The organism is Actinomadura sp. DC4 (genome assembly GCF_030406325.1).
Taxonomy (GTDB): domain Bacteria; phylum Actinomycetota; class Actinomycetes; order Streptosporangiales; family Streptosporangiaceae; genus Actinoallomurus.
Genome location: NZ_JAUEQY010000006.1, coordinates 102,318 through 120,904, shown reverse-complemented (window position 1 = coordinate 120,904; position 18,587 = coordinate 102,318). Strand labels below are relative to the sequence as shown.

18 protein-coding genes are annotated in these 18,587 nt (G+C 71.6%); 8 read left to right on the top strand and 10 right to left on the bottom strand.

The features are described from left to right. The first annotated feature begins 83 nt into the window (after positions 1-83). Positions 84-467: a helix-turn-helix domain-containing protein gene (locus QWU11_RS11930; RefSeq protein WP_290105239.1), complete on the top strand. Its 384-nt coding sequence runs from the start codon at positions 84-86 to the stop codon at positions 465-467. 7 nt (positions 468-474) lie between these two features. On the opposite strand, the gene QWU11_RS11925 is transcribed toward QWU11_RS11930, so the two are convergent. Further along, entirely contained in the window at positions 475-1,302 is an 828-nt protein-coding gene (locus QWU11_RS11925) for an MOSC N-terminal beta barrel domain-containing protein (RefSeq protein ID WP_290105238.1), read from the bottom strand. A 202-nt stretch (positions 1,303-1,504) separates the two neighbouring features. Here QWU11_RS11925 and QWU11_RS11920 point away from each other — a divergent pair, with 202 nt between their 5' ends. Further along, positions 1,505-2,053 carry a retropepsin-like aspartic protease gene (locus QWU11_RS11920; protein WP_290105237.1) on the top strand — a complete coding sequence of 183 codons (549 nt, stop codon included), beginning with the start codon at positions 1,505-1,507 and terminating at the stop codon, positions 2,051-2,053. On the opposite strand, the gene QWU11_RS11915 is transcribed toward QWU11_RS11920, so the two are convergent. The 4 genes from QWU11_RS11915 to map all read right to left on the bottom strand — a co-directional run bounded on the left by QWU11_RS11915 (position 2,050) and on the right by map (position 5,915). Next, a complete protein-coding gene (locus tag QWU11_RS11915; RefSeq protein ID WP_290105236.1) occupies positions 2,050-3,114 on the bottom strand; it encodes a trypsin-like peptidase domain-containing protein in 1,065 nt (354 codons plus the stop codon). The genes QWU11_RS11920 and QWU11_RS11915 overlap by 4 nt on opposite strands. Positions 3,115-3,210: 96 nt before the next feature. Further along, positions 3,211-3,954 (bottom strand): metal-dependent hydrolase, encoded by a 744-nt coding sequence (locus QWU11_RS11910; RefSeq protein WP_290105633.1) that lies wholly within the window; start codon positions 3,952-3,954, stop codon positions 3,211-3,213. 112 nt (positions 3,955-4,066) lie between these two features. Then, a complete protein-coding gene (locus QWU11_RS11905; protein WP_290105235.1) occupies positions 4,067-5,032 on the bottom strand; it encodes a DNA polymerase ligase N-terminal domain-containing protein in 966 nt (321 codons plus the stop codon). Between the two features lie 34 nt (positions 5,033-5,066). Further along, positions 5,067-5,915: a type I methionyl aminopeptidase gene (map, locus tag QWU11_RS11900; protein WP_290105234.1), complete on the bottom strand. Its 849-nt coding sequence runs from the start codon at positions 5,913-5,915 to the stop codon at positions 5,067-5,069. Positions 5,916-5,973: 58 nt separating this feature from the next. On the opposite strand from map, the gene QWU11_RS11895 reads away from it, so the two are divergent. Next, positions 5,974-6,147, top strand: coding sequence for a hypothetical protein (locus tag QWU11_RS11895; RefSeq protein WP_290105233.1), 174 nt, complete (start codon positions 5,974-5,976; stop codon positions 6,145-6,147). A gap of 26 nt (positions 6,148-6,173) precedes the next feature. Here the strand turns inward: QWU11_RS11895 and QWU11_RS11890 are convergent, their stop codons facing one another. Continuing rightward, the gene (locus tag QWU11_RS11890) at positions 6,174-6,755 is read right to left on the bottom strand and encodes a hypothetical protein (protein WP_290105232.1); all 582 of its coding nucleotides are present in this window, start codon (positions 6,753-6,755) and stop codon (positions 6,174-6,176) included. Positions 6,756-6,866: 111 nt separating this feature from the next. On the opposite strand from QWU11_RS11890, the gene ppgK reads away from it, so the two are divergent. After that, positions 6,867-7,616, top strand: coding sequence for a polyphosphate--glucose phosphotransferase (ppgK, locus tag QWU11_RS11885; RefSeq protein WP_290105231.1), 750 nt, complete (start codon positions 6,867-6,869; stop codon positions 7,614-7,616). 44 nt (positions 7,617-7,660) lie between these two features. On the opposite strand, the gene QWU11_RS11880 is transcribed toward ppgK, so the two are convergent. Continuing rightward, entirely contained in the window at positions 7,661-9,724 is a 2,064-nt protein-coding gene (locus QWU11_RS11880) for a SpoIIE family protein phosphatase (RefSeq protein WP_290105230.1), read from the bottom strand. 307 nt (positions 9,725-10,031) lie between these two features. Here QWU11_RS11880 and QWU11_RS11875 point away from each other — a divergent pair, with 307 nt between their 5' ends. Further along, positions 10,032-11,837, top strand: a complete 1,806-nt coding sequence (locus tag QWU11_RS11875) for an NAD+ synthase (RefSeq protein WP_290105229.1) — start codon at positions 10,032-10,034, stop codon at positions 11,835-11,837. Between the two features lies 1 nt (position 11,838). Here the strand turns inward: QWU11_RS11875 and QWU11_RS11870 are convergent, their stop codons facing one another. Together QWU11_RS11870 and panB are read right to left on the bottom strand one after the other, a co-directional pair. Continuing rightward, positions 11,839-12,825, bottom strand: coding sequence for an asparaginase domain-containing protein (locus tag QWU11_RS11870; protein ID WP_290105228.1), 987 nt, complete (start codon positions 12,823-12,825; stop codon positions 11,839-11,841). Between the two features lie 102 nt (positions 12,826-12,927). Next, entirely contained in the window at positions 12,928-13,770 is an 843-nt protein-coding gene (gene panB / locus QWU11_RS11865; protein ID WP_290105227.1) for a 3-methyl-2-oxobutanoate hydroxymethyltransferase, read from the bottom strand. A gap of 198 nt (positions 13,771-13,968) precedes the next feature. Here panB and QWU11_RS11860 point away from each other — a divergent pair, with 198 nt between their 5' ends. Both QWU11_RS11860 and QWU11_RS11855 read left to right on the top strand, forming a co-directional pair. Then, positions 13,969-15,528: an MFS transporter gene (locus QWU11_RS11860; RefSeq protein WP_290105226.1), complete on the top strand. Its 1,560-nt coding sequence runs from the start codon at positions 13,969-13,971 to the stop codon at positions 15,526-15,528. A 14-nt stretch (positions 15,529-15,542) separates the two neighbouring features. Then, positions 15,543-16,154: a TetR/AcrR family transcriptional regulator gene (locus QWU11_RS11855; RefSeq protein WP_290105224.1), complete on the top strand. Its 612-nt coding sequence runs from the start codon at positions 15,543-15,545 to the stop codon at positions 16,152-16,154. Positions 16,155-16,194: 40 nt separating this feature from the next. Here QWU11_RS11855 and QWU11_RS11850 read toward each other — a convergent pair whose 3' ends face one another. Further along, on the bottom strand, positions 16,195-17,463 hold the full coding sequence (locus tag QWU11_RS11850; RefSeq protein ID WP_290105223.1) for an MFS transporter: 1,269 nt from the start codon (positions 17,461-17,463) through the stop codon (positions 16,195-16,197). Between the two features lie 289 nt (positions 17,464-17,752). Here QWU11_RS11850 and QWU11_RS11845 point away from each other — a divergent pair, with 289 nt between their 5' ends. After that, entirely contained in the window at positions 17,753-18,559 is an 807-nt protein-coding gene (locus QWU11_RS11845; protein WP_290105222.1) for an ABC transporter substrate-binding protein, read from the top strand. Positions 18,560-18,587: the final 28 nt, after the last annotated feature.

Genomic DNA, 18,587 nt, shown 5'->3' with positions numbered 1-18,587 from the left:
CCGAACTCCCTCCGGCGGTGCCTGTCGCCGCCGGTCAGGAACGGTATCCAGCGGATACCGGTTACCTCAACGATACTGGCCGCATGGCCGAGCCGTTGGATCCGGAGATGTTCGACCCGGTCTGCCCGTCCAGCGCCATGCCGATCCAGATCGGCGACAAGTGGACCGGGATGGTGGTGCTGTGCCTCGAAGGAGGCCGGCGGCGGTTCACCGAGCTGCGGGTGCCGCTGCGCGGCATCACCCCGAAGGTGTTGACCCAGACCCTGCGGGCGATGGAACGCGACGGCCTCGTCACGCGGACCGCGTACGACGAGAACCCGCCCCGGGTGGAGTACGAGCTGACGCCACTCGGACGCAGCCTGCTGACCCTCGTCGAGGCCGCACGCGCCTGGAGCAGGGACCATCTCCCCGCGCTGCTGCGCGCCCGGGAGGCGCACGACGCGACTGCCATCGGGCCGGGGTCGTAGTGCGGGTTCAGCCGCGCGGTTCGGAGTCGATCCAGGAGGTGACGGTCAGTTCGTCGCCGACGGTGAGCCTGCCGGGGCGCAGGACCGAGAACATGACGCCGAACGCCACCCCGCCGGCGGCGGCGCGGCGGTAGGCGGCGAGGGTGCGGAGCGGCTCGGGGCCGGCGCGCTCGCCGCGGTCCTGGTCGACCAGGGTGACGGCGCAGCGGATCGTGAGCTTGGCGTAGGCGAGTTCGGCGTTGCCGACGACGACGTGACCCGCGCGGTCCTCCAGGTGCGGCTCGTCCCACCCGCCGATCACGAGGTTCGGGCGGAACCGCGACATCGGCAGTGCGGGACCGGTCAGGCGCCGGTTCAGCTCGTTCAGCGTGGCGCGTGAGATGGCGTGGAGCGGGCCGCTGTCGGCGTAGCCGGAGGTTCCGGGCGTCCGGCCGCCGGTGACCCTTCTGTGCTCCGGGGGCACCCGCACCAGGCGGCTCGCCCTGCCGAGCACCGACGACAGCCACTCGGCGGCGGTCTCGCCCTGGTCGATGCCCCGGTAGCCCTCGCCGAACAGGCGTACCTCCCGGCGGGAGGAGTTCAGGTCGACCGCGACGTCCAGGCGGGGGAACCCGGGCGCGCTCAGGGTGAGCCGCTCACCGTCGTCGGCGATGCCGGGGCGGATCACGGCCAGCCGGGGGTCGCGGCGCTGACTGCGGAACGTCCCGTCGCCGTCGATCACCATGAAGGTGCGGTCGTGCGCCAAGCCCCCGTCGGTCAGCACCGTCTCGCCGAGCGGCACGCCGGCGCAGCCCTTGACCGGGTACGACACCAGCCCGCTGATCATCGCTGTCATCGCTTTCCACGCTAGGGGGCGCTCCAGCCGCGATGCCAGGGAAGACGTCGGTATCTGACACTGATTCGTCAGATTCACCACGATCGGCCGGCGTCAGGGCCGTACGGACGGGCGCGGATCGCGGCCGGACGCGCCCGGCGGTCACGTGACCAGGGCGAACGGCCACGGGTAAGCCGAGCCGCGCGCGGGGAGGATCCGGTCTGTGTCCCGCTCCGTCACCACCGGCCTGCTGCTGACCGCGGCGCTCCAGATCGCCGTGGGCTGCGCCGACGAGCGCGTCGACGTCGCGGCGCCCCGGCCGCCGTCGGTGGCGCCCACCCCCAGCCCGACCCCCACGCCGACGCCCGCGGCGGCGCACACCGACCAGATCACGCTGCCCATGCGCCTGGTGCGCGGCAACGGCGGCACGCTCGTCTATGTCCCGATGCGGGTCAACGGGCGGGGGCCGTACGAGTTCGTGCTCGACACCGGGTCGTCCAACTCCTCGGTGGACCGCAGCCTCGTCCGCAGGCTGGGGCTCCCTCGTACGGGCCAGCAGCATCCCGTGCAGGGCGTTACGGGCAGCGGCGTCGTGCCCGTCGTCCGCGTGCACCGCTGGACGCTCGGTGGCCTGCCGATGCACGGCACGTCTCTGTCGGTCGTCGACCTCGGCATCGGCGTCGCCGGCCTGCTGGGCTCGGACGAGCTGTGCCGCTTCGGGAACGTCATCCTGGACTTCCGCCACAACCGGCTGGTCATCCAGCGCCGCTAACCCGGGAGCTGGTTCAGGGTCACGGTGACGGTGTTCTTGGAGCCGTTGGGGTGCTGGAGCTCCACCTGTACGCGCTGCCCCGGCTTGAGGCCGGCGAGCGCCTCGGCGAGCGCGGTGGTCGTCGAGGTGCGTACGCCGCCCACCGACACGATCACGTCGTCCGCCTTGACGCCGGCCTTGTCCGCCGGGCCGCCCGTGGTCACCGACACGACGCCGACGCCCGCGACGTTGCCCTGCATGTCGACGACGGTCCGTACCTTGACCCCCATCGCGGCGCGTCCGGACTCCTTCACCCGGCCCGAGGCGATGAGCTGGGCGGCGATGAGCTTCACGGTGTTGCTCGGGATCGCGAACCCGATGCCGGCCGCCGCGCCGCCGATCTGCGGGTCCGAGACGGTCAGCGTCGGGATGCCGACCACCTGGTTGCTCAGGGTGACCAGCGCCCCGCCGCTGTTGCCCGGGTTGATCGGCGCGCTCGTCTGCACGGCGCCGGCGATGGTCGCGCCGGGGAAGGACCCTTCGCGCTGTGAGCTGACCGTACGTCCCAGCGCGGAGACGATGCCGTTGGTGACGCTCCCGGACAGGCCCAGCGGGTTGCCCATCGCCATGACGAGCTGCCCGACCGCCAGGCGGCTGGAGTCGCCGAACGTCGCCGGGGTCAGCCGCGCGTCCTTCACCCGTACGACGGCGAGGTCGTTGGCGGCGAACTCACCGACGAGCCTGGCGGGCAGCGGCGACTTGGAGCTCGGCGTGGTCACCTGCAGCCGGTGCGCGCCCGCGACGACGTGGTCGTTGGTGACGATGTCGCCCTTTGTGTCGTACACGACCCCCGACCCCAGCCCGGAGTCGGTGTTGATCTGTACGACGGACGGCAGCACCGTCTTGACGACCTGCTCGAACTGCTGCTCCAGTGCGGCCGCGGAACCGGGCGAGCCCGTGCCCGCGCTCGCCGTCGTGGGCGTGTTGTCCCGGCGCACCCCGTTGCCGCAGCCCGCGGTCGGGGGCAGTCCGACGATCAACGCCCCGGCCAGGGCCGCCGCGGGCCGCATCTGTCGCTTCATGCACAGTGCTGTTCCCAGCAGTCACCGGCGGCAAGCCGTACGGCGGCCCTGACGAGGCCATCCTTTGCCGGACTGAGGAGCGCGGGCGGTTTGCCCTCAGGTCCGGTTGTGCTGCAGCCAGTGAATCGCGAAGCCGCCCGCCGACGTCCGGATCGCCAGGACGACCACGCCGAGGGTCAGGATCGGGGTGACCACCCATTTCTCCACGACCCCGTCGGTACGCGGGATGATCGGGACCTCGAACCTCGTCTTCAGCGGCCAGAACACCGGGCACCCCTGCGGCGTCAGGCAGTCGGTGAAGACGTGCATGAAGCAGCCGAGCCCGACCGCGAGCCCCGCCCAGCCGAGGTAGTAGTGGCCCATGAACAGGTCGATCCCGGGCCCGGCGAAGTGCATGCCGATCATCAGGTAGGTCAGGCCCAGCGCGAGCGCGCCGTTCAGGATCAGGTTGAAGTGCTCCTTCTCGGGGACGTGGATGCCGACGCCCCGCAGCCCGAGGCAGATGAGCAGGAACAGCTCCACCCACCAGCCGGGTCTGAAGTACTGCGCGAGCAGGTCGGTGCCGAACGTCCCCAGCAGGATGAAGAAGAGGGAGTGCGTGGCGTGCCGGTGTCCGCCGGAGATCCACGCGACGGCCTTGCACAGTCCCTGGGTGATCGGCCCGAGCGCGTTGGCGATCGAGCCGTCGTGGTGGTCGATGTCGGGCAGCAGCGCCGCCCCCGCGCAGACGACGGAACCGGCGACGATCTCGCCGGCCGTCATCTTCATTCCGTAGTCCGCGAGGAAGGGGACCAGCCCCAACCACGCGACAGCCCCCGCCAGTGCGTGGGTATGACCCATCATGCGTGCATCACTCGCTTTGCCCGGGTAATTGCCACGCGCGGACTGTAACCAAGAGGAGACGCCCCGCGCCGCACGACGCGCCGGAGAAGATCGAGGCGTTCACGGAGGGTCAGACCGGGATGAGCCGCCAGTCCGCCTTGGCCTGCCGGTACGGGGCGTCGAGCCGTTTGGCGAGTATGCCGGGCAATCCCTGCTCACGCGCCGTCTCGCGGACGGCGTCGCCGTCGTCGAAGACCGGAGCGGTCTGCCAGCGCGGCCCGGACAGGCCGAGCTCCTCGAGAAGTTCGCGGCGCCGCTCGTACGGCTCGTCGAACAGCGTCCGCCCGTCGAGGTACAGCAGATCGAAGATCATGTACGTCTCGCCGCCCGCGTCGGTCATCTCACCGTCCAGGACCGCCCGGCGCGAGCCGAGAGCCTCACCGAGCCCCCGTGGGGCCTTGGCGGGCCTCCCGTCCGCGGCGACGGGCCGTGCGGGCCCGCGGTCGGCGTACATGATCATCCGGCGCCCGCCCCAGGCGAACTCATAGCCGTACTCCTCCTTGTTGCGCGGCAGCCGCCTGCGCTCCTCGGGCAGCACCGGGCGTACGTCCCCGGGCATGGGCTCGGCGTCAGGGGAGACCGGCGGGTCCATCCGGTGGATCATCCAGTTCTTGCCCTTGGTGGGGAAGAGGACGTAGCGGCCGGAGACCCGCCCGCCGTGCAGCACGATCTTGATCTCGCGCTCGGCCCACTTCTCGGTCTCGTACGTCCCGCGGTCCCAGATCTTCACCTGGCCGCCGCCGTACTCGCCCTGAGGGATCTCGCCGGCGAACGCGGCGTACTCCAGCGGGTGGTCCTCGGTGTGGACGGCGAGGTGGTTGGTCTTCGGGTCGTCCGGGACGCCCTTGGGCAGCGCCCACGAGACGAGCACGCCGTCGCGCTCCAACCGGAAGTCCCAGTGCAGCCGCCGTGCGTGGTGCTCCTGGATCACGAACGTGTCGTCGCGTCCCTCGGGGAGCGGCCCCTCCCGCGGCACCGGTTCCGGCGTACGCCGCGCGTCGCGTTTGCTGCGATAGGTCCCGAGTCTGTCGGCCACGGCGCGGTACGTACCCTCCGCGCGCGCCGTTATCTCACGGCAGGGTGAGGATCTCGGCGCCGTCGTCGGTGACCAGAAGCGTGTGCTCGAACTGGGCGGTGCGCTTGCGGTCCTTGGTCACGACGGTCCAGTTGTCCGCCCAGATGTCGTACTCGATCGTGCCGAGCGTGAGCATCGGCTCGATCGTGAACGTCATGCCCGTCTCGATGACGGTCGTGGCGGTCGTGTCGTCGTAGTGCGGCACGATCAGCCCGGAGTGGAAGGTCGTGCCGATGCCGTGCCCGGTGAAGTCGCGCACCACGCCGTAGTCGAACCGCTTGGCGTAGGACTCGATGACGCGGCCGATGACGTTGAGCTGCCGCCCGGGGCGCACCGCCTTGATGGCGCGGTCGAGGGCCTCGCGGGTGCGCTCGACGAGCAGTCGCGACTCCTCGTCCACGTCGCCGACGAGGTAGGTCGCGTCGGTGTCGCCGTGCACGCCGTCCTTGAACGCGGTGATGTCGATGTTGATGATGTCGCCGTCACGGACCACGGTGTCGTCGGGGATGCCGTGGCAGATCACCTCGTTGAGCGAGGTGCACAGCGACTTGGGGAAGCCGCGGTAGCCGAGCGTCGAGGGGTATGCGCCGTGGTCGAGCATGTACTCGTGCCCGATCCGGTCCAGCTCGTCGGTGGTGACGCCGGGCTCGATGTTCTTGGCGACCTCGGCCATCGCCCGCGCCGCGATCCGGCCGGCCACCCGCATCTTCTCGATGATCTCCGGCGTCTTGACGTCGGGCTCTCCGGTGCGGGGAAACTTCTTACCGACGTACTCCGGCCGCGGGATCTCCGCGGGCACCTTGCGGATCGGTGAGACGTGGCCGGGCCGGAGTTGCGTCGTCATGGTGTTGGAGTGTAGTTGCCCCCTATGGGCACGATGACAACATGATCAGGAGACGACGATGAGCGATGACGGCAAGTGGTTCTTCTGCCTCAAGCACAAGCGCGTGGAGCACGGCCCGGGCTGCCCGGACCGCGACCGGATGGGCCCGTACGACTCTGAGACCGCCGCCGCGAACGCCCTTGAGCACGCGCGGGAGCGCAACGAGCAGTGGCAGGCCCGGGAGGACGACTGACCTGATCCGGTCAGCCGGGCCGCCGGTCAGCCGGCCGGCGGGCCGGTGATCGTGTCGAGGAGGCCGGCGAGGCGGTCGCGCAGGCCGCGGCGCGTGCGGGGCTCGCCGGCCGCCACGCTCACGAGATGCTGGGCGGCGTCGAAGGAGACCAGGGAGTCGCCGGCCGGCACGGTCAGCGACTCGTGGGCCAGACCACGCAGCTCGCGGTCGTCGCCGTCCAGCGTGAAGATCGTCGCGCCGGTCCGCCGGGCGTCGTCCACCCGCTCCAGCAGGCCCTCCGGGGCGGCCTCCTCCGAGACGACCAGCAGCGACTCGCCGCGCCGCGTCTCCCGCAGCCGGTCGAGGCCGATCCGCAGGTGGGGAGGCGCGCCGTCGGGCGGATCCCAGCGGACGAGCGTGGGAGAGATCTCCGGGATCTCGTTGAACCGGCTCTCGTCGTCGAGGTGGGCGGCCAGGTGCCACGGCTCGTCGCCGGCCGGCCCGAACAGCAGCAGGCTGCCGGGAAGCCGGGCCGAGGCGCGCAGTGAGCGGGCGAAGTCCTGCGTGCGCTCCGGCCAGCCGGTCATCGACAGCAGCTCCCGCAGGGCGGTGACCTGACTCGCGTCCATGGCCTAATCGTGCCGTACGGCCCAGGGTGGCTCACCCTCATCTGCGGCATCAGGAAGAAGTGGCGTGTCGCGAACCGGATTAACTTCCGTCATCTGGTGTACGCATGACATATGGAGATACTCGGCATCGATATCGGCGGGAGCGGGATCAAAGGCGCACCCGTGGAGACCCAGACCGGTGACTTCACCCGCGACCGGATGCGGGTGGAGACCCCGGAGCCCGCCAAGCCCGGCCCGGTCGCCAAGTCCGTGGCGGAGATCGTCCACCACTTCGACTGGGACGGCCCGGTCGGCGTGACCTTTCCCGGCGTCGTCATCGACGGCGTGACCCGTACCGCGGCGAACCTGACCGACAAGTGGGTCGGCCTGCAGGCGCGCGACCTGCTCGCCGAGGAGTGCGGCGTGCCGGTGACGCTGCTGAACGACGCCGACGCGGCGGGCGTGGCCGAGATGACGTACGGCGCGGGGCGGGGCCGCGAGGGGACCGTGCTCGTGGTCACCCTGGGCACCGGCGTCGGCTCCGCGCTGTTCACCGACGGCCGCCTGATGCCCAACACCGAGCTGGGCCACATCGAGATCCGCGGCAAGGACGGCGAGAAGCGCGCCTCGGCGTTCGCCCGCGAGAAGCATGAGTGGAGCTGGGAGAAGTGGGCGGGAAAGCTCGATGAGTACCTGCGGCGCGTGGAGGACCTCGTCTGGCCCTCGCTGATCATCGTGGGCGGCGGGGTGAGCCGTCACGCCGAGCACTTCCTGCCGCACCTGAAGGAGGTACGCGCCGAGGTGGTCGCCGCCGAACTCCACAACGCGGCCGGCATCGTCGGCGCCGCCATGGCCGCCGCCCCGAGAACCCGGACCGGCTAGGGCCGGTCCGGTGGGTCACGCGGTGCCACGGGTCGAGGAGCAGGTCAGAGGTGGTGTGCCTCGCCGGGCCAGGCCTCCATGAGGCGCTCGCCGCCGCCCGGCAGGTCCATCTCGCACCAGACGATCTTGCCCTTGCCCGCGAGGCGCGCGCCCCAGCGCTTCGCGAGGCGGTGGACGACCTGCAGGCCGCGGCCGTTCTCGTCGTCGTCGGCGGCCTGGCGGGCCCGCGGCAGTGCGTCGGAGCCGTCCCGGATCTCGAAGACGAGCGTACGGTCGAGCAGCATCCGCAGCCCGATGTCACTCGTGGCGTACCTCAGGGCGTTCGTGACCAGCTCCGAGACCAGCAGCTCGGCGGTGAAGGACAGCTCCTCCAGCTCCCAGGACTCCAGCGTGGCGCGCACCCGGCCGCGCGCCTCGCGTACGGCGGAGGGCCGCGCGGGGAGCGTCATCGTCACCACGTGATCGTCGGGCAGCTGGCGCAGGCGGGCGATGAGCACCGCGATGTCATCGCGGTCGTGGTCGGAGTACGCGCCGTCGAGGGTCGCCTTGGCGAGGTCCTCGAGCGGGCTGAGCAGGGCCTCCGGGCCGAAGACGCCGCGCAGCCGGGCCAGCCCGTCGTCGATGTCCTGGCCGCGGTTCTCCACGAGTCCGTCGGTGTAGAGCACCAGGATGCCGCCGTCCTCGATGTCGAACGTACGGGACTCGATCATGCCCTCGCCGACGCCCAGCGGCGGCGCCGGCGACACGTCGAGGAACTCGCTCGTGCCGTCCGGCCGCAGCAGCAACGGCGGGAGGTGGCCGGCGGAGGCGATCTCACAGGTGCCGTCCGTCGCGTCGTACACCGCGTACACGCAGGTCGCGAAGGCGGGCTCGCGCTCGCCGATGCCGCGCATCAGCGCGTCGACCTGCTGGAGGCCCTCCGAGGGGGAGAGTTCGAGGTTGACGATCGTCTGCAGCGCGGTGCGCAGCCGCCCCATGGTGACGGCGGCGCGCACGCCGTGCCCGGCCACGTCGCCGACGATGAGGGCGACGCGCCCGCCGGGCAGCGCGATGGCGTCGTACCAGTCGCCGCCGACCTCGATGAGCTGGTTGCCGGGCAGGTAGCGGTGCCGCATCTCGACGCTCGACGGCGCGGTCAGCCCGGTCGGCAGCATGCTGCGCTGGAGGGTGAGCGCGGTCGCCCGCTCCCGGCTGTAGCGGCGCGCGTTGTCGATGTAGAGCGCGGCGCGGGCCGCGAAGTCCATCCCGATCTCGACGTCGTACGCGTCGAAGGTCCGGTGCGTGTCGCTCCGGGTGCAGACGATGAAGCCGAGCGTCGTCCCCCGGGCGATCAGCGGCAGCAGGACCATGGAGACCCCGTCGAGCAGCCGGGCGACCGGCGCGCGCCGCCAGGCCCGCGCGATACGACGCGCGGCCTTGGTGTCGACGTGGGGTTCGAGCACGGGCGCGCCCGTCGCCATGCAGCGGACGTACGGGGTGCCGGGCGGATACGCGAGGACCTCGCCGGCCGGGAAGGCGGCGCTCCAGCTGGGGAAGTCGTTGTCGGCGGCGACGGCCAGCCGGTGCAGCACGGCCGTGCCCTCGGGGGAGAACGAGGGCACCTCGTCGGCGCCCATGATGCTCTCGCGGATGAGCACGCCGGCGGAGTCGCAGAAGTGCGGGACGAGCACGCCGGCCAGCTCGTGCGCCATCTGCTCCAGGTCGAGCATCGCGCTGATGCGGGGGAGCGCGTCGTCGAGGAGGGCCCAGCGCATCAGGGCCGGGTCGGTGAACCGCTCCAGGTCGGTCACGGCGACCCGGATCATCATCAGGCCGCCGACGTCGCCGGCGCCGGAGTGCATGGGCACGACGGTGACCACGGCGTCGCAGGCCGTGCCGTCGTCGCCGGGGACGCTGAGGACCGCGGTGCGCTCCTGGCTGGTGTCGAGCGCGTCGAACAGGCCGGTCAGGGCCTCTTTTCCGTCAACGGCGAAGAGCTCGGCCGCGTCGGTGCCGACGATCTCCTCGGGCGCGCGCCCGACCACACCGGGGGCGTTCTGACCGCACTGGAGGATCTCGCCGTTGCGCCCGATTCCGAGCACGAGTGTTCTCGCCGAAGAATCGGCCATGGCTGACGAACCCTTCCGTTGTCCCGCCACCGCATCCTTGTATCAGGCCAAGTATGTCGAAATCGCCGTTAAATACGAGACAAATCGCATGTGTCGAGTCCAGGGCGCGAGAGAACCGTTACTAGTTGATCACAGTTGAAGATCCTCTGTTACATGAATCGAGACCTCTCCTGACGATCGCGGGCCGTGAATCATCCCATCTCGGTACGAACCTGGAGTCGTCCTTCCCCGGCGCGGCGACTCCATGCGGTCGCCGGGAGGGCGACGCCGTCGGTGGCCGTGCACGGGGGCGGTCTAGGCTCGTGCCGTGGCACAGTTGCGCATCGCCCTCGCACAGGTCAACGGGACCGTCGGTGACCTCACGGGGAACGCCGAACTCATCGTCGACCGGACCCGCCGCGCCGCGGAGCGCGGCGCCCACCTCATCGTCTTCCCCGAGATGTTCCTGACCGGGTACCCGGTCGAGGACCTCGCCCTGCGCAAGTCCTTCGTCGACGCCTCCATCCAGACGCTCGCCGAGACCGCGAGGCGGCTCGCCGACGCCGGGCTCGGCGGCATCCCCGTCGTCGCCGGCTACCTCGACCGGCGGCCCGACGTCGTCGACCGGGTCGGGCAGCCCGCCGGGGCCCCGCTCGACGCCGCCGCCGTCCTGTACGACGGGCGGGTCGTGGCCCGTACGGCAAAGCACCACCTGCCCAACTACGGCGTCTTCGACGAATACCGCTACTTCGTGCGCGGCGACCGGCTGCCGGTCTTCCGCCTGCACGGCGTCGACGTGGCCGTCGCCGTCTGCGAGGACCTCTGGCAGGACGGCGGCCCGGTGACCGTCACGCGCGAGGCCGGGGCGCAGCTCCTCGTCGTGCCGAACGCCTCCCCGTACGAGCGGAACAAGGACGACGTGCGCCTGGAGCTGTGCGCCCGCCGGGCGCGCGAGGCGGGCTGCGCGCTCGCGTACGTCAACCTGGTCGGCGGCCAGGACGAGCTGATCTTCGACGGCGACTCGCTCGTCGTCGACCGCGACGGCGGGCTGCTCGCCCGGGGCCCGCAGTTCGCCGAGGACCTCCTCGTCGCCGACCTGGAGCTGCCCGGCGCGCCCGCGGAGTTCACGCCCGGCGAGACCCCGGCCGACGCCCACGACGGCACGACGATCACCATCGAGCGGGTCCGCCTGTCCGACGAGCCCGTGGCCCCGTACCCCGTCGAGACGCCGCCGCACGCCGAGCCGCTCGGCGACCTCGGCGAGGTGTACGGCGCGCTGGTCCTCGGCGTACGCGACTACGTGCGCAAGAACGGCTTCCGCTCGGTGATCCTCGGACTGTCGGGCGGCATCGACTCCGCGCTGGTGGCCACGATCGCCGCCGACGCGATCGGGGCGGCCAACGTCCATACCGTGCTGATGCCGAGCCGCTGGTCCAGCGACCACTCGATCACCGACGCCGAGGACCTGGTCAAACGCCAGGGCGTCCACGGCCGTACGGTGCCGATCCGCGGCATGGTCGACGCCTACGAGGCCGAACTCGATCTGACCGGGCTCGCCGCGGAGAACCTCCAGGCACGGGTGCGCGGGAACATCCTGATGGGGCTGTCCAACGAGCACGGCCACCTGGTGCTCACGACCGGCAACAAGAGCGAGCTGGCCACCGGCTACTCCACGCTGTACGGCGACTCGGCCGGTGGCTTCGGGCCGATCAAGGACGTGCCCAAGGTCACGGTCTTCGCGCTCTGCCGGTGGCGCAACGAGCAGACGGCTGGCCTGCCTCCGCTCGTACGGCCCTCGGCGACGCCGCCGATCCCGCAGAACATCATCGACAAGCCGCCGTCGGCGGAGCTGCGGCCGGGCCAGCTCGACACCGACTCCCTGCCGCCGTACGAGATCCTGGACGCGGTGCTCGACGACTACGTCGAGAAGGACCTGGGCCACGACGCGCTGATCGCCGCGGGCCACGACCGGGAGCTGGTGGAGCGGATCATCAGGCTGGTCGACCTGGCGGAGTACAAGCGCCGCCAGTACCCGCCCGGCCCGAAGATCACGCCGAAGAACTTCGGCCGGGACCGCCGCCTGCCGATCACGAGCCGCTGGCGCGAGACCGCGGCCCCGGAGCCGACCGCCTGACCTACAGCTGCGCGGGACCGGGTCGCTCGGCCGCGGCGAAGGCGGCCAGCACGGCGTCGCGGCCGCGGCCCGCGGCCAGGAGCAGGTGCATGAGCACGCGGGCCTTCAGCGGGTCCAGCGACGTCATCGGGATCGAGTCGTACCCGACGGGTGAGGCCACGACCACCGGCATGCGGGCGGACGCCTCGGCCAGGACGAGCGCGATCTCCTCCGGGACGCCGCCGGTCGTGGCCGCCGCGACGACGAGGCCGTCGCAGCGCTCGGCCAGCGCGCCCAGGAGCAGGCCGTCGTCGCCGAGGACCGCCGTGTGCAGGCCGACGCGCGGGACGCGCCCGCCGTTCGCGCCGTCGCGTACGGTGATGCGCTCCGGCGGGCGCCACAGCAGGCGTACGGTCCCGTCGGTCACGTGGCCGAGCGGGCCGGCGCCGGGTGAGGTGAGCTCGGGCAGGGGCGAACCGGTCCGGCGCACGTGCCGCGCCGCGTGGATCTCGCCGCGGGCGACGAGCAGGCAGCCGGAGCGCGGCGGCGCGGCCGCCGCGACGCTGATGGCGTCCGCCACGTCGCCGGCGTGGCCGGGGTCGGCGGCGAGCACGAGCGGCGCGTCGCCGGGGTGGAGCAGGTCGAGCGCCCAGGCCGTCTCCTCCGGAGCGTCCGCGCCCTGGACGATGACGACGCCGTCGGCGCCCTCGCTCATGGCGCGCGCCGCGGCGTCGGCGAGCTCGTACACGCCGGCGAAGCCGGGGGACGGCGTGCGGACCGTCCGGGTGTCCACCTTCACGCCCGGGACGGCGCCGAGGACCTCACGCGCTCCGGCGTCGTCGGGCGCGAGCAGGGCGATCGTGCGGTGTGCGGTGAGGACCACCGGCTCCGGAGCCACGGGCTCCGGAGCGGGCGGCGTGAGTTCCTCGGTCGTCTCGGCCTGCCGAGGCGGCGTCAGCGTCCACGACGGCGGAAGTGGCCAAGGCGGCGGCCCCGGGGAAACGGTCATGACGGTGTGCGTCCTCCGGCGTCGGGCGGCGCCGAAGCGTCCGCTCCGTGATCATGCGATACATGGCAACCTATTGCATGATCGCATCTCGCGGGCGCCGACTCAGCGGTAGCCGTGCTCCTCGGCCGGGAACGCGCCGGACACGACGTCCGCGGCGTACTCCTCCACGGCCGAGCGCAGAACGCCCGCCACGTCGGCGTACCGCTTGACGAACTTGGCCGTACGCGGCGTGAGCCCGGCCATGTCCTGCCACACGAGGACCTGGGCGTCGGTACCCGCCCCGGCCCCGATGCCGATTGTCGGGATCGACAGCGCGCTCGTGACCCGCTCGGCGAGTTCGGACGGGACGCACTCGAGCACGACCGCGAACGCGCCGGCGGCCTCCATCGCCTTGGCATCGGCCATGAGCCGCTCGCCGGACTCGCCGCGTCCCTGGACGCGGTAGCCGCCGAAGGCGTTCACCGACTGCGGCGTGAGGCCGAGGTGCGCCATGACCGGGATGCCGGCCGAGACGAGCGTCTCGACCTGCGGGAGCACGCGTTCGCCGCCTTCGAGCTTGACGGCCTGGGCGCCGGCCTCCTTGAGGAAGCGCGCCGCGTTGCGCAGCGCCTCCTCCGGGCCGGTCTGGTAGGAGCCGAACGGCATGTCGGCGACGACGAGCGCGCGCGACGTGCCGCGGACGACCGCGGCGGTGAGGGGGAGCAGCTCGTCGACGGTCACCGGGATGGTCGAGTCGTAGCCGAGCACGACCATGCCGCCGGAGTCACCGACGAGCAGGACCGGGATCCCGGCGTCGTCGAAGACCCGCGCGGTCAGCGCGTCGTACGCGGTGAGCATGGGCCACTTCTCGCCGTTCTCCTTGGCCGTCGCGAGGTCGCGTACGGTCACCCGGCGTCCCGTCTGGCCGCCGTACAGGGCGGTGGGCCGACTCGTTGCAGCAGACATCGATACCTCCAGCCTCGAGGCGCCGCTCTGGCGTCCCCGGACGACACCGATGATTACACGGACGCAACGGGCGGAACACCCCGGAAATTTCCGGCCGGTGTATCGAAACGAAACGGTCTCGTATCTTAAGGAAGAGATCCGAGCTCGCCGGTGTTCAGAAACGAAACAGCATCGTATCGATACCGTCAGAAGGGTCAGATGGATCCGCAGACCATCCACAAGAGGCGCTGGACGATCCTGTACGTCCTGGTCGTCTGCCTCCTCGTCATCGTCCTCGACAACACCGTCCTCAACGTCGCCCTGAAGACGATCGCGGATCCGGGCGAGGGCCTGGGCGCCTCCCAGGGCCAGCTCGAGTGGGCGATCAACTCTTACACCCTCGTCTTCGCGGGCCTGCTGTTCACCTTCGGTGTGCTCGGCGACCGCGTCGGCCACAGGCGCATGCTGATCATCGGCATGGTGCTCTTCGGCCTGTCGTCGCTGGTCTCCTCGTACGCGCAGACGCCGGGACAGCTGATCCTGGCGCGCGCGGCCATGGGCCTCGGCGGCGCGGCGGTCATGCCGCAGACGCTGTCGGTCATCGCCAACGTCTTCGAGCCCGAGGAGCGCGGCCGCGCCATCGGCATCTGGGCCGGGGCGGTCGGCGTCGGCATCGCGATCGGCCCGATCACCGGCGGCCTGCTGCTCGACCACTTCTGGTGGGGCTCGGTCTTCCTGATCAACGTCCCGGTCGTCGCGGCCGGAATCGTCGCCATCGCGCTGGTCGTGCCCGAGTCGCGCGGGCGGCACATGAAGATCGACTTCGGCGGCGTGCTGCTGTCGATCGCCGGCCTCGTGCTGCTGACGTACGGGATCATCGAAGGCGGAGAGAAGGCCTCCGTCACCGCCGCGCAGGTGTACGGCCCGATCATCGCCGGCCTCGCGCTCCTCGCGGTGTTCGTCTGGTACGAGTCGCGCATCTCCCACCCCTCGCTGAACGTCCGGCTCTTCCGCGACGGACGGCTGTCGGCCTCGGTCGGCGCGATCGCGCTCGTCTTCTTCGCGCTCGGCGGCGTCGTCCTGTTCGTCTCGCTGTACCTGCAGAGCGTCCGCGGCTTCTCGCCACTGGAGGCCGGCGCACTGTCCCTGCCGCTGGCCGTCGGCCAGCTCCTCGTCTCACCGCGCAGCGCGACGCTCGTCGGCCGGTACGGCGCGAGGGCGGTGGCCGCGACCGGGCTGGTCCTGGTCGCCTTCGCGCTGCTGAGCTACCACGTGACCGCCACGGTCGACAGCCCGATCTGGCTGCTGGAGATCACCTTCTTCATCCAGGGCGCGGGGATGGGCATGGTCATGCCGCCGGCCACGACCGCCGTCATGTCGGTACTCCCGCGCGAGCAGGCGGGATCGGGCTCGGCGATCAACAACATCGCCCGTCAGGTCGCGATCGCCCTCGGCGTCGCGGTGCTCGGCTCGCTGGTCACCTCGATCTACCGGTCCGGCATGAAACCGCACCTGACCGCGCTGCCGGAGAAGCTGCGCGAGACCGCGGGCGAGTCGATCGGCGCCACCGCGGGCGTCGCCGACCACCTCGGCCCGGCCGGACGGCTGATCATGGATCCGGCGCACCACTCCTTCGTGCACGCCATGCACGTCACCTCGGCCATCTCGTCGGCCGTGGCCCTGCTCGGCGCGCTCGTGGTTCTGCGGTGGATGCCGGGGAAGAGATCAGGGGAGACCCCCGCGCCTTCGGTCGAGCAGCGCGAGACCGCCGAGGTATGAGACGGTGATGCGCGATGACCCAGACGAGTGACCAGCTCACCACGGCACGGCCGCCCGGACGGCCCCGCAGTGAGCGCGCGGACAAGGCGATCATCGACGCCACCCTCGACCTGCTCGCCGAGGAAGGCGGTGTCGCGGGCGTCTCGATCGAGGCGGTCGCGGCACGCGCCGGTGTCGGGAAGACCACGATCTACCGCCGCTGGCCCAACAAGGAAGCCCTCATCATCGACGCGCTGGCCGCGCTGAAGGCCCCGTTCCCGGCGCCGGTCGGCGACTCCGTACGGGACGACCTGGTCGCCATCGCGCGGGCATTCATGACGGACAAGACCGATAAGAAGCGCCTCGACTGTTACTGGAGCATCATCGGGGGCGCGGAGCGCTACCCGGAGCTGATGGCCCGCTTCACCCGCGAGGTCATCGAACCCCGCCGCGACGTGCTGCGCATGGTCCTGCGGCGCGGCATCGCCTCGGGCGAGCTCCGCGCCGACCTCGACGTCGAGGTCACCCTGTGGCTGATGCTGGGCGCGGTCGCCCAGCGCGCCCGCGCCCGCGCCGCCGGCCCGATGCCGGACGACTTCGCCGTCTCGGTGGTCGACACGCTGATGGCCGGGATCACCGGCCCCTGACCCGGCGTGACGGCGGCCGCCGTGATGCTCCTACCGGGGCCTACACGCGGCCGGGCGGTACGGCACAGACCCGGTCCGTGGTCGGCGAGGGCAGGGTGCGGACCTCCGGGATCAGGAGGGGGCACAGCGCGACCAGGATCTGGAGGGCGCCCGCGGTCCACAGGGTCGCGTGCAGGCCGAGGCGGGCCGCGATCGGGGCGACCAGGACCAGGCCCAGGGGCTGGCAGGCGACCGAGCCCGCCCACTCGTACGCGCTCACCCGGGACAGCGTTCTCGCCGGGATGTGCTGTTGCAGCGTCGTCTCCCACAGCGTGTTGAAGACCATCATCACCAGGCCGCCGAAGAACGCCGCCGCCGCGACCACGCCCAGCGTCGACCCGGCCGCCAGCGTCAGGGTCGGGCAGGCGAACGCCACCATCACGATCAGGGCCGAACGCAGCGGGAAGCGCGGGCGGACGCACAGCGCGACGAGGCTGCCGCCCAGGCAGCCCGCGCCGAAGGTCGCCGAGATGAGCGCCCACGCGCCGGCGCCGCCGAAGCTCGCCACGCTCACCGCCGGGCCCAGGACCGAGAAGCCCGCGTACAGCAGGTTCATCACCGACGCCGCCAGGATGATGCTCCACACCCACCGCCGCGACCGGAACTCCCGCCACCCGTCGGCCAGGTCGCGGCCGAACCGGCACCGGCCCATGCGGACCGGATAGCGCAGCCGCACCCGGGACAGGCACGCGGCGCTCGCCGCGAACGTGGCCGCGTCGACGGCGATCGCCCAGCCCGGGTCCATCGCCACGACGAGCACGCCCGCCACCGCCGGGCCGGCGATCAGCGAGCCGGACAGCGCGAGCACGCGCAGGGCGTTGGCCTGCTGCCGCTGTTCGGGTGCGGTGGTGGCCTGGATGAGCCCCGGCACCGCGGGCATGAACAGCGCCGCGGCCAGACCGTGCACCATCTGCAGCACGAGGAGCTGCCAGACCCGCGCCGAACCCGTGATCAGCAGGGTCGCCATGAGGCCCTGGCTGACCGTGCGCAGGAGGTCGGAGCCGAGCATGAGGACGTTGCGGGGGAGCCAGTCCGCGATCACCCCGCCGGCGAGCATGAACAGGACCTGCGAGGCGGTCCCGGCGGCCAGCACCAGGCCGAGGTCGGACACGTGGCCGGTGAGATTGAGGATCGCGAAGGCCAGGGCCGGCGCCACCATGCCGTCGCCGAGCATCGAAGCGCACTGGCCGAGGAAGAACCAGCGGAAGTTCCGCTCGCGGAGGACATTCAGCCCACTCGCCGGGTCGGCCGAGCTTGATGCTTGCACCATTCGGCTCGCGTGCCGTCTCTTCGGGTATCAACTTCCGAAGTTAGACATTTAGTGGCTAACCGGTCAAGGCTTGCCTTCGTCTCCGTCGCACCGCCGGCGCGGTCAGAACGGACCCGGCGCACGTCGCGGAGTATCGGCCCCAACGGGCCGGACATTTCGCGACTGTCTCATCCCGCTCGCCGACGGCCTCCCGCGCCCGACTGGCAGTAACGCCGCGCAACTGGTTGACTCATCTCAGTGACCGGGACGACTGCCCGCCCGCCGAAATCCGAACCCCTCGGAGGCCCCCGTGCACCCCTTCGCTCCGTCACGGACGCCCGCCGTCCTCGCGTTCGCGGCGCTGTTCCTGGCCGCCTGCGGCACCGTGGCCGGCGGCGAGGCCGTCCAGGGCGTACGCCTGGTCGCCAGGGGACTGCTGACCACCTGCACGCATCTGCCGTACGCCCCGTTCCAGTTCGAGCGGCGCGGCGCCGTGGTCGGCTTCGACGTGGACCTGATGGACCTCGTGGCGCGGCGGCTGCGACTCCGCCAGAAGGTCGTCGACACCGACTTCACCGCGATCACCTCCGGGCAGGTGTTCGCCACGGGGGAGTGTGACGTGGCGGCGGCCGGCATGACGATCAACCGGCGGCGGGCGGGCCGGGTCGACTTCTCCCGCCCGTACTTCGACTCCGGCCAGGTGCTGATGGCCCGCCGGCAGCCGCGTCTCACGGAGGCCGGCATCGGCGCGGGCGGCATGCGGGTCGGCGTCGTCGTCGGCACCACCGGCCAGGAGTACGCGCGGGCGCGCGGCTGGGCGCTGAAGGCGTACGAGAACTCCGTCACCGAACTCGGCGCGCTGCGCACCGGCCAGGTCGACGTGCTCGTCCAGGACGACCCCGTCGTGCGCTACTGGCTGACCGACCGCGACAACGCCGACTTCACCATCGTCGCCGGCCTCCGTACCCGCGAGAGGTACGGCTTCGCCGTGCGCAAGGGGCGCAACCCCGGCCTGCTGCGGATGATCGACCAGGTCATCGCCCGGAGCAAGGCCGACGGCGCCTACCGCGGGATCTATGAGAAATGGATGGGCCCGATGCCGCCGGACGCCGGTTGAGCAGGCCCGGTCTCCCATCGTGGCGAGG